The sequence below is a fragment of the Exiguobacterium sp. s64 genome (assembly GCF_018618035.1).
In the GTDB taxonomy this organism is placed as follows: Bacteria; Bacillota; Bacilli; order Exiguobacteriales; family Exiguobacteriaceae; genus Exiguobacterium; species Exiguobacterium mexicanum_A.
Genome location: NZ_JACSLH010000001.1, coordinates 680,680 through 690,130 on the forward strand (window position 1 = coordinate 680,680; position 9,451 = coordinate 690,130).

Below are 9,451 nucleotides of genomic sequence, written 5' to 3' on the forward strand. Positions count from 1 at the left end.
TTATTCCTTTTGGGTCAATTGTAGAGGGAATGGATTACCTGTTTTGAAATCAAGATATCTGCACAAAAAGTCGAAACTTTTTCGTTAAGCTATAAGAGGTTGATACTTATGGAAAGTATAGAAAATTGACATATTCGGAGGGCATCTACATGAAAAAAAAGAGAATGGGCATAGCGGTACTGTCGGCTTTGCTTTTGCTGGCAGGATGCAGCAACGATACAGCGGATTCATTTGAAGTTCCATTTGAAGGAGAACTGAGACACGTCCACGGTATGGGCTATGCAGGAGGTGGGAACGATTTGTATTTTGCATCACACAGCGGTCCAAAAATTTATCGCGATGGCGAATGGTTTGAAACAGCGGATAATTTTTTCGATTATATGGGCTTTAACGCTGTAGATGAAGGCTTTTATTCTTCGGGACACCCGAGCGCAGATTCGGATTTGCCCAATCCGCTTGGGATTCAGCGGAGTACAGATGGCGGAGAAACCTTGGAAGAGATTGCATTTCAAGGAGAAACGGACTTTCATGCGATGGCTGTAGGGTACACCAGCCATGATATTTTCCTGCTCAATCCAGCAAAAAACTCCTTGCTCGAAGCAGGGTTCTACAAAAGTAACGATATAGGAGAATCGTGGGAGCCGGTCAAAGCTTCAGGATTAGAAGGAGAAGTGATGGCGCTCGCCCTTCATCCGACAGATTCGAACTTCGTTGCTGCAGCTACTTCTACAGGTGTGTATTTCTCACGTGATGGCGGCGAAAATTTTGAGGCGATTACATCGGAAAATGAAACAGGCACAGCGGTGCATTTCACCGAAGACCAGTTGTATTTCGGAAGCTACGGGACAGCGGCGGCTTTGGTGAAGTATACTATGGAAAATGAAGAACTGAAGACGGTGAACATACCGGATCTTCCGCAAGATGCCATCGCTTTTATTGCACAAAATCCGACTGATGAAAGGGAACTGGCGATCTACTCACTCCAGGGCAATGCTTACTTGTCGGAAGACGGATCACAGACCTGGAAAACGCTGCTGGAAGAGGGAAAAACCAAGTAGAAACCAGCTAGCCGTTTGAAAGACGAACCGAATCCAACAGCTTTCGGCAGCAGTCTTTGTCTTGATTGCTGCTAACCAATCGACTTAAAGAGGGATGCCATGTTAAACAGGCTTGCATTGAAAATAGGTTTGCTGTTTTTTGTGTTTATTATCATCATTGAATCGGTTTTGTTTCTAACCCTGTACGTTACTTTTGTCAATGAACGGGTGGATGAAGTCATGACCAACCTGCTTGCAAGAGGGAACACCCACAGCGAAGTATTGGAAGACAGTTTTGAACCGGCGACATTGAACCATGTGGCGTTGATGGAATCGGCCTCCGATTTCATCGTCATCATCACGGATGCAGATGGCAACGAATTGACCCATTCCGATCTGATTGAACCTGAAATGAGGGAAGTGTTGGAACACACCGATTTTGATGAGGTTCTGCAGGGAGGGAAGGTCGTGGAAGAGCGATGGGACAAAAAAGAGTTTATTGCGACGGACAGCCCAATCACCATTGAAGGAGAACATAGAGGCCACGTGTTCATGTTTGCGGAAACCAATCATATCAAAGGGATGGTCAGTCATTTGCGAAACCAATTCCTGATTGTTGGCCTGATTGCTGTCGGGTTGACCGTCATCACAATTTTTCTGCTATCCCGATTGATTACGTTGCCGTTGATTCGGATGAAAGAAGCGACGGAACAGTTAAGCGAAGGGCACCACGAGGTCAGCCTGAATATTGGCCGAAACGATGAGTTGGGAGAGCTGGCGAACGCCATCACTGCTCTATCCAGTGACTTGGAACATTTAAAAAATGAGCGGAATGAATTTTTGGCGAGTATTTCGCACGAGTTGCGGACGCCGTTGACCTATATCAAAGGATATGCCGATATCGCGAGCCGGCCGGATGCATCCGAGGAAGAGAAAAAGGAATACATTGGCATCATCCGGGAAGAGACGGCCCATTTGACGGAATTGATCCGGCAGCTGTTTGAGCTGGCTCAGATGGATCATAACCAGTTCGCCATTCAAAAAGAGGAATTTTCACTGGAGATGCTTTTTGCATCCGTCGTTGCCTTGGTTCGGCCAGCTTTTGACGAGAAACAGATTTCATTGGCTGTCCATTGTGAACATGAGATTGTCGCCTTCATTGATCCCGAACGTTTTCAGCAGGTATTGCTGAATGTCTTGGACAACGCCCGCAAGCATTCTCCTGAAGGAACACAAGTGGTATTACAGGGAGTCCAAGATAAAGGTACCATCACCATAAGCATCCGTGATGAAGGAGAGGGCATACCGGAAAAAAATCTTCCTTTTGTCTTTGAACGATTGTATCGGGTCGATAAATCCAGATCCAGACAGTACGGAGGAAGCGGTCTTGGCCTGGCGATTGCGAAAGAAATCGTCGAATCGCACGGTGGTCTCATGACGCTTCAAAGTGAGTACGGACAAGGGACAACCGTCCTGATAGAATTGAAAAGGGGGGATTCGCTTGCAGAAAGTGCTGTTGGTTGATGATGAACAACGAATGCTGGATTTAGTGGCTTTATATTTGAAGCCGCATCAGTACCTCTGTAAAAAAGCACTGGGAGCTCATGAAGCCCTCGACTATTTGGAATCGGAACCTTTCGATCTCGTCTTACTGGATATCATGATGCCGGAAATGGATGGCTGGGAACTGTGCCGCGAAATCCGGAAATTTTCGGATGTGCCAATCATTATGCTGACGGCGCGGGAACAACAGGAGGATATTGTTAAGGGATTGAATATCGGGGCGGATGATTACATCACAAAGCCGTTTAATGAAGATGAGTTGCTGGCCCGGATGGGGGCGCTGCTTCGCAGGAGAACTCCGAAAAATACCATTGAAGTGGACGGTTTGGTGTGGGACGAAGACCGGTTTGAACTTACGTACGGCAAACATATCATCAAATTGACGCCAAAAGAATTTCTGATGGTGGGCCATCTGATGAAGAATGCCGACAAAGTGTTTACGAGGGAGCAGCTGATCCAGTTAATTTGGGGATTCGACTCAGAGACGGAAGGGCGGACCATCGATTCGCATGTGCGAAATGTTCGGGAAAAAATCCGCCAGTCCGGTTTTCCGGTCGATGATCATTTTCTCACGGTTTGGGGAATCGGCTACAAATGGATCCATGAAGCAGAATGATGCTTGATAAAAGAAAAGGTCCGTCGGAAAATATTTCCGACGGGCCTTTTTGAGTAAGGTTATGCGGCGTTACGGCAAGCTTCTGCACATCTACGGCAAGCTTCCGCACAGCGTCTGCAATGTTCATGATGATCGGCGTGCTTCTCACATTCCTCTGCGCAAGCTTCGCAAATGGTTGCGCAAACGGCTGCCAGTTCGGAAACGAACGGTGAATTGTGAGTAATGGCATGTTCCAAAAATGCACACATGTCCGCGCATTCCCGGTCTAATCGAATGCACTGTGCTAGCATCTTCACATCATCTTCCTGCAGACAAGCGTCAAAACAATGGTTACATTCCGCTGCACAATCATGTAATGCCCGAATCAATTCCTGATGTTGTTCATGAGCCATGTTAAAACCTCCATTTCTTATTTTTGTTTCATTTACTTGATTTCCCTCTCCTTTCCAAACTAAACAGAAATACCGAAACTCCATAGAAACTGCACATTTTATAGACAAGTAATCAAATATTAAAATCAATGGTGCGGTTTTTTTGGGGGGTCATTGTGAACTTCTAAATTAGAGTCATGGAAACAGCGATAAAGTAAAATGATACTAAACACTTGATATACCCTATCGGGGTATGTTAAGTTTAAGGAAATATTACTTTAGGAGGAATAATAATGATTGAAACATTAAAAGTACAAGGTATGTCCTGCGGCCACTGTGCAAACTCGGTTGAAACGGGCGTCGGTGAACTCGAAGGGATTTCATCTGTGACAGTTGATCTTAAAAAAGGCGAAGTGGCAGTAGACTATGATACTGCCAAGACATCATTAAACGAAATTCAGAAAGCGATTGAAGAACAAGGGTATGACGTCGTGTAAGGGTGCTTTCACAGCACACTTTACTTTTAAATGAAATATACCCTCGCGTGGTATATTCGGCAAGAACTTTGTGAATGTTAAGAATGTAAATAGGGTTAAATAGGATAAGAACCACTAGTTTGGAGGAGGCGCACTGAATGGCTAAAAATGATAAAGACCATCACCACCATCAAGACGAACAGGTAGATCACAGTAAAATGGATCATTCCAAACATGTTGGGCATTCGTACCATGAAGACCAAGTGAAAGAAGGCATTCAAGACGACAGCAATCCTGCCAAAATTCATGATGATCATGCCCATCACAATCATGGTGGCCACGATCATAGTGACCATGGACATCACCATCATGGGAATTTCAAAGAAATTTTCCTGAAGTCGCTGCCCTTGGGCATTGTCATTCTATTATTGTCGCCGATGATGGACGTTCGGCTTCCTTTCCAATTTACTTTTCCATACTCGGATATTGTGGTCGCTGTATTAGCAACTATCTTATTGGTTTATGGCGGAAAACCCTTCTATCAAGGTGCAATCGCTGAATTTAAGGAAAAAGCACCGGGCATGATGGCCCTTATTTCATTAGGGATATCCGTTTCCTATTTGTACAGCATTTACGCCGTGCTGGCACGCTACGTAACCGGCGATCACATCATGGATTTCTTCTTTGAATTCGCGTCCTTGCTGTTGATCATGCTCCTTGGACACTGGATCGAAATGAAGGCTATCGGAGAAGCAGGAGACGCGCAAAAATCGCTCGCCGAATTGGTGCCGAAAGATGCACATGTGGTATTGGAAGATGATTCGATCGAGACGCGTCCCGTAAATGAGCTGAAAGTCGGAGACCTTGTACGGGTTCAGGCCGGAGAAAACGTCCCTGCCGATGGCATCATCAAAAGAGGCACCTCGCGGATCAATGAAGCTTTGCTGACGGGGGAATCTAAACCCATTGAAAAAGGAGCCGGAGACAAAGTGATCGGCGGTTCCACGAACGGTGCAGGCATCATATATCTTGAAGTACAGGAAACCGGCGACCAATCGTTCATTTCCCAAGTACAAACCCTGATAAGCCAGGCGCAGGATCAACCTTCAAGAGCTGAAAATCTGGCTCAAAAAGTAGCCGGCTGGCTGTTTTATATCGCCATTGCGGCGGCTTTCCTCGCTTTTGTCGTTTGGCTGTACATTGCTGACATTCAAACCGCTGTTCTTTTTACGGTTACGACATTAGTCATTGCATGTCCACACGCTCTCGGCCTTGCCATTCCGCTGGTTATTGCACGAAGCACCAGTTTAGGTGCAAGCCGCGGGCTGTTGGTGAAAGACCGCGAAGCATTGGAGCTGGCAACTAAGGCTGATGTAATGATACTGGATAAAACGGGTACATTGACTACTGGCGAATTTAAAGTTTTGAACATGGAAACACTGGATGGTCAACATACCGAAGCCGAAATCGCGGCGTTAATGGCAGGGATTGAAGGCGGGTCCAGCCACCCAATCGCCCAGTCAATCGTCCAATACGCTGAGAAACAAGGGATTCAGCCTGTCCACTTTGATTCGATTGATGTTGTGTCGGGTGCGGGTATAGAAGGAAACGCCAATGGCCGCAAATACGAATTGATCAGCCAAAAGGCACTTGGAAGAGATGTAGCGGTGGATGTTCCCAAAGGGGCAACATTAAGTATACTAGTTGAGGACGGGAATCCGATCGGTACGGTCGCATTAGGCGATGAATTGAAAGAAACGAGCAGAACGCTGATACAGGCATTGAAGCATTACAATATAAAACCGATTATGGCTACAGGTGACAATGAAACGGCGGCCCAAGGAGTAGCAGAGGAACTGGGCATTGAATACAGAGCCAATCAATCACCGCAAGATAAATATGGTTTAGTGGAATCACTGAAAAATAATGGACAAACGGTTATCATGGTCGGCGATGGCGTCAACGATGCACCATCCCTTGCAATAGCAGACGTTGGGATAGCAGTCGGTGCCGGAACTCAAGTCGCCATCGATTCCGCTGATGTGATTTTGACTCAGTCGGATCCAGGCGATATTGAATCCTTTATCGAATTGGCCAATAAAACAACCAGTAAAATGAAACAGAACCTCGTGTGGGGAGCCGGTTATAACTTTATTGCCATTCCCATAGCGGCGGGTGTTCTAGCCTCCATTGGGATTACGTTGGCTCCTGCCGCAGGAGCAGTTCTGATGTCCGTGTCCACGGTTATCGTGGCTATCAATGCGATGACATTGAAACTAAGAAATAGAGCTGTTTAACACCGTGTTTAATTGTCGTACACGAAAAGTGCTGCCTCCCAAAAGTTGAATTTTCTTTAACCTTGGGGGCACAGTTTTGTATTAGGTTAAAGTCAAACGGAGGTTTGAAGACTTTGGATAATTAAATATATTTTTATAGTTAACATATGAGATATTATCGGAAGAGAGGAAGCCCAAAAGCTTCTTCTCTTTTCTACTTAAATTCAATTAACACAAAAAAGTTTTCAAAAATTGATCATTCATTCATTAATCGCCGATTGTAAAATTAAGCTAGACAATTGAAAAAGCCATTCGTGGTACACTCACAATGTATTTTCCGACCAAAGAAAAACATAGGAGTGATCACGAATGACCTACACCCATCTTACCACGGATGAACTGGTGATGATAGAATCCTACCACCGCCAAAATATACCTGTAGCGATCATTGCTAAGTTGATGAACCGTTCCAGGCAGCCAATCTACAACGTCATCAATTTCCTGAAATCAGGACATACAGCGCTCGACTTCTACACGCAATACAAGAAAAATAAGAAACGCTGCGGCCGGCGGAAGATTGTCCTGCCGAAGAAACAAGTGGCCTATGTTCAAGACAAGGTGGCGCAGGGCTGGACGCCGGATGTCATTGTCGGCCGGGCAGAAACGGCCATCGATTGTTCCGCGCGCACCATCTATCGCATGTTCAAAAATCAGGTCTTTGACGCCGCCACGCTGCCGATGAAAGGAAAACGGAAACCCAATGGACACCAGGAACGCCGGGGAAAACAGGCGTTCAAACGCCATATTTCCGAACGGGAAGCCGACAACCCGTCGTTCAAAAAAGAGTTCGGGCATATCGAAGGCGACACCATTGTGGGTGCCCGCCACAAAAGTGCGGTGATCACGCTGGTCGAACGGCTGACGAAAGTCATCATCGCCCTGAAGCCTGCAGGACGCAAGGCTTGCGATATTGAAACTGCGTTGAACCAGTGGTTCCAAGGGGTCCCGAGAAATCTGTTCAAATCCATCACGTTTGATTGCGGCAAGGAATTCTCCAATTGGAAACCGTTGTGCAACCGGCACGACGTCTCGATTTACTTTGCGGATCCCGGCACGCCTTCTCAGCGCGCCTTGAATGAAAACTCCAACGGGCTCCTGCGGAAAGACGGCTTGGCAAAGGAAATGGACTTCAACCAGGTGGATCAAACATTCATTTCGTCGGTGGCCGACAAGCGGAATAACATCCCAAGAAAGTCACTGAATTACCGCACACCGTTGGAGGCATTTTTGAGTCACCTGAATGGAGTCGATCTGTCTAGCTTAAATTGACAAACGGAATGATTTAAAGATATCAGTGTACTGCAACTTTTAACTGATACATCTATAAAAGCAGCAAAGGATTTTTCGTCAGCAACCGCCAGGGCGTTAGTCTATCGATTGTTCGACGTGAATGATTGCCTCGAACGGCACATGGATGATCCCTTCCCTTTGATTGGCCAGCTCGACGGTCCGCTCCATGTAGTTCGTCCGGTGCACGAATCCTCTGAATCGTTTCATCTCCCGCTTCTCCACATATTTTACCTCTACCAAATCTCCGCTGAAGATCGCGTCGTTCAGCACATTCTCATAGACCGATAGGACCTGTTCATCGATATCTGGCATCTCAATTTTTTGAATCTCTTTATAGTATTTCGTCAGTAGCGCCTTGTGCTCGGGCATGAGGAATGGGATCCATTTCAATTCGCCCCGATCGCGATACATCGTCATAATAATTACCCCTCTCAATAAAACGAACGTTTGTTCTTATTTTATACCCGATTTGTCCCGTTTGAACAGCCTTTTTCGTGATTGGTAATCCGTGCGTCCTGTTTCCGTACTCTAGCTCGCTGGTCTTCGGTGCAAGGGACGTCAAAAAAATGACGCGCCCTCCGGCCCGTCTTCCTTCGCTTTAGGCTCAAAGCGAGGCTTTTCGCTCGTTGGCTACGGAAGCCTGTCCCTCCGTTTGCTCTACGCATTTTTTTGAGGCTCTCCCTGCGGTCGCCCTTGCACCGTCTCCCGACGCTCGCTTCGTTCCCGTCAACAGGACGCACAACGGTGTTCGTTCTGAGCTCGGCTTATCCGAAAGGGGACAAACCATCATGGAACTTACATCCATCATCGAGGTCATTCGTATCAAACAAGAGATTCGCGAGGAGATGGTCGCTCTCGAGCACGCCATCATCCAATCACCGGACAGTGCCCGACAAATCGGTTCCTCGTTCATCGGGGACGACGACCGTGAAGTGTTCCTCGTCATCATGCTCAACACAAAGAACCGGGTCATCGGCGTCCACCGGGCACACGTCGGGAGCGTCAACTCGAGTGTCGTCCACCCACGGGAGGTCTTCAAATGCGCCATCTTGAACAACGCCTCGTGCCTCATCGTCTGTCATCAGCACCCGAGCGGGGACCCGACGCCGAGCCGGGAGGACATCCTCGTCTCCGAACGGTTACATGAGGCGGGGGACCTCATCGGCATCCCGGTGCTCGACCATCTCATCCTCGGAGCGGACGAGTCGTACGTCAGCATGAAACAGCGAGGTTACATGGGTTGAACGGAATGGAGTGGGGCCGGGGGACCGGTCCCGGTCCGTCCGGTAAGGACAAGGAAGAAAAACGTACGTTTTTCTTTGACTGGATGGGCGACTCGCGTTGCTCTCGCCTGGATCCATAGAGCGGGATCCGGAAAAGGGTCGTTTTCGCATGACGAAAACGCGATGGTTCGTGTGTGAAGGTTGGACGTTGTTTTGGTCTGTCTCGTAAGAAGACTATTTGATGAAATGACAGAAGTGAAAACACGGTTTGTTTATTGAAAATGAGCATGTTTTCTAAACAAGCCCTAGGGCTTACGTGAAATTAGGCGAGATGTTGTCTGCTTGGATGCGAGGTATCATGAGGCTATCAACAGGAGAGGAAGATTCAGATGGACAGTTACCAACTAGATCAACAGACGATGGACGAGATGACGGAGGTATTGCTTCGACTGTATTTTGCAATACAAATGTGGTTCTTACGCAATGTTGGTGAATGATGATGAGCAATCGCCCGAAGGTGGTCGCTCATTTTTTTGGAA

9 protein-coding genes are annotated in these 9,451 nt (G+C 47.1%); 7 read left to right on the top strand and 2 right to left on the bottom strand.

Features of this window, described 5'->3' with window-relative positions:
* The first annotated feature begins 149 nt into the window (after window positions 1–149).
* From KNP64_RS03515 to KNP64_RS03525, 3 genes are all read left to right on the top strand, one after another.
* A complete protein-coding gene (locus KNP64_RS03515) occupies window positions 150–1,058 on the top strand; it encodes a F510_1955 family glycosylhydrolase (protein ID WP_114167384.1) in 909 nt (302 codons plus the stop codon).
* Window positions 1,059–1,157: 99 nt separating this feature from the next.
* Complete coding sequence (locus KNP64_RS03520) at window positions 1,158–2,561, top strand: sensor histidine kinase (protein ID WP_214791340.1); 1,404 nt, start codon at window positions 1,158–1,160, stop codon at window positions 2,559–2,561.
* The gene (locus tag KNP64_RS03525) at window positions 2,539–3,216 is read left to right on the top strand and encodes a response regulator transcription factor (protein WP_029595517.1); all 678 of its coding nucleotides are present in this window, start codon (window positions 2,539–2,541) and stop codon (window positions 3,214–3,216) included. Before KNP64_RS03520 ends, KNP64_RS03525 begins: the two co-directional genes overlap by 23 nt.
* 59 nt (window positions 3,217–3,275) lie before the next feature.
* Here the strand turns inward: KNP64_RS03525 and KNP64_RS03530 are convergent, their stop codons facing one another.
* Window positions 3,276–3,608: a four-helix bundle copper-binding protein gene (locus tag KNP64_RS03530; RefSeq protein ID WP_084158420.1), complete on the bottom strand. Its 333-nt coding sequence runs from the start codon at window positions 3,606–3,608 to the stop codon at window positions 3,276–3,278.
* 272 nt (window positions 3,609–3,880) lie between these two features.
* On the opposite strand from KNP64_RS03530, the gene copZ reads away from it, so the two are divergent.
* The 3 genes from copZ (at window position 3,881) to KNP64_RS03545 (ending at window position 7,668) form a co-directional block, all read left to right on the top strand.
* Window positions 3,881–4,084, top strand: coding sequence for a copper chaperone CopZ (copZ, locus tag KNP64_RS03535; protein WP_029336157.1), 204 nt, complete (start codon window positions 3,881–3,883; stop codon window positions 4,082–4,084).
* A 137-nt stretch (window positions 4,085–4,221) separates the two neighbouring features.
* A complete protein-coding gene (locus tag KNP64_RS03540) occupies window positions 4,222–6,360 on the top strand; it encodes a heavy metal translocating P-type ATPase (protein WP_029595516.1) in 2,139 nt (712 codons plus the stop codon).
* A gap of 348 nt (window positions 6,361–6,708) precedes the next feature.
* Window positions 6,709–7,668: an IS30 family transposase gene (locus KNP64_RS03545; protein ID WP_114167461.1), complete on the top strand. Its 960-nt coding sequence runs from the start codon at window positions 6,709–6,711 to the stop codon at window positions 7,666–7,668.
* A 96-nt stretch (window positions 7,669–7,764) separates the two neighbouring features.
* Here KNP64_RS03545 and KNP64_RS03550 read toward each other — a convergent pair whose 3' ends face one another.
* Window positions 7,765–8,106, bottom strand: coding sequence for a YolD-like family protein (locus KNP64_RS03550; protein ID WP_029595514.1), 342 nt, complete (start codon window positions 8,104–8,106; stop codon window positions 7,765–7,767).
* A gap of 371 nt (window positions 8,107–8,477) precedes the next feature.
* Between KNP64_RS03550 and KNP64_RS03555 the strand changes: the two genes are divergently transcribed.
* Window positions 8,478–8,933 (top strand): JAB domain-containing protein, encoded by a 456-nt coding sequence (locus KNP64_RS03555; protein WP_035385670.1) that lies wholly within the window; start codon window positions 8,478–8,480, stop codon window positions 8,931–8,933.
* Window positions 8,934–9,451 lie beyond the last annotated feature (518 nt).

Excerpts from the sequence above, each read along its gene's own strand:
- KNP64_RS03515 (WP_114167384.1), top strand. The coding sequence starts at position 150 with ATGAAAAAAAAGAGAATGGGCATAGCGGTACTGTCGGCTTTGCTTTTG.
- KNP64_RS03540 (WP_029595516.1), top strand. The coding sequence starts at position 4,222 with ATGGCTAAAAATGATAAAGACCATCACCACCATCAAGACGAACAGGTA.
- KNP64_RS03545 (WP_114167461.1), top strand. The coding sequence starts at position 6,709 with ATGACCTACACCCATCTTACCACGGATGAACTGGTGATGATAGAATCC.
- KNP64_RS03530 (WP_084158420.1), bottom strand. The coding sequence starts at position 3,608 with ATGGCTCATGAACAACATCAGGAATTGATTCGGGCATTACATGATTGT.
- KNP64_RS03555 (WP_035385670.1), top strand. The coding sequence starts at position 8,478 with ATGGAACTTACATCCATCATCGAGGTCATTCGTATCAAACAAGAGATT.
- copZ (WP_029336157.1), top strand. The coding sequence starts at position 3,881 with ATGATTGAAACATTAAAAGTACAAGGTATGTCCTGCGGCCACTGTGCA.
- KNP64_RS03550 (WP_029595514.1), bottom strand. The coding sequence starts at position 8,106 with ATGACGATGTATCGCGATCGGGGCGAATTGAAATGGATCCCATTCCTC.
- KNP64_RS03520 (WP_214791340.1), top strand. The coding sequence starts at position 1,158 with ATGTTAAACAGGCTTGCATTGAAAATAGGTTTGCTGTTTTTTGTGTTT.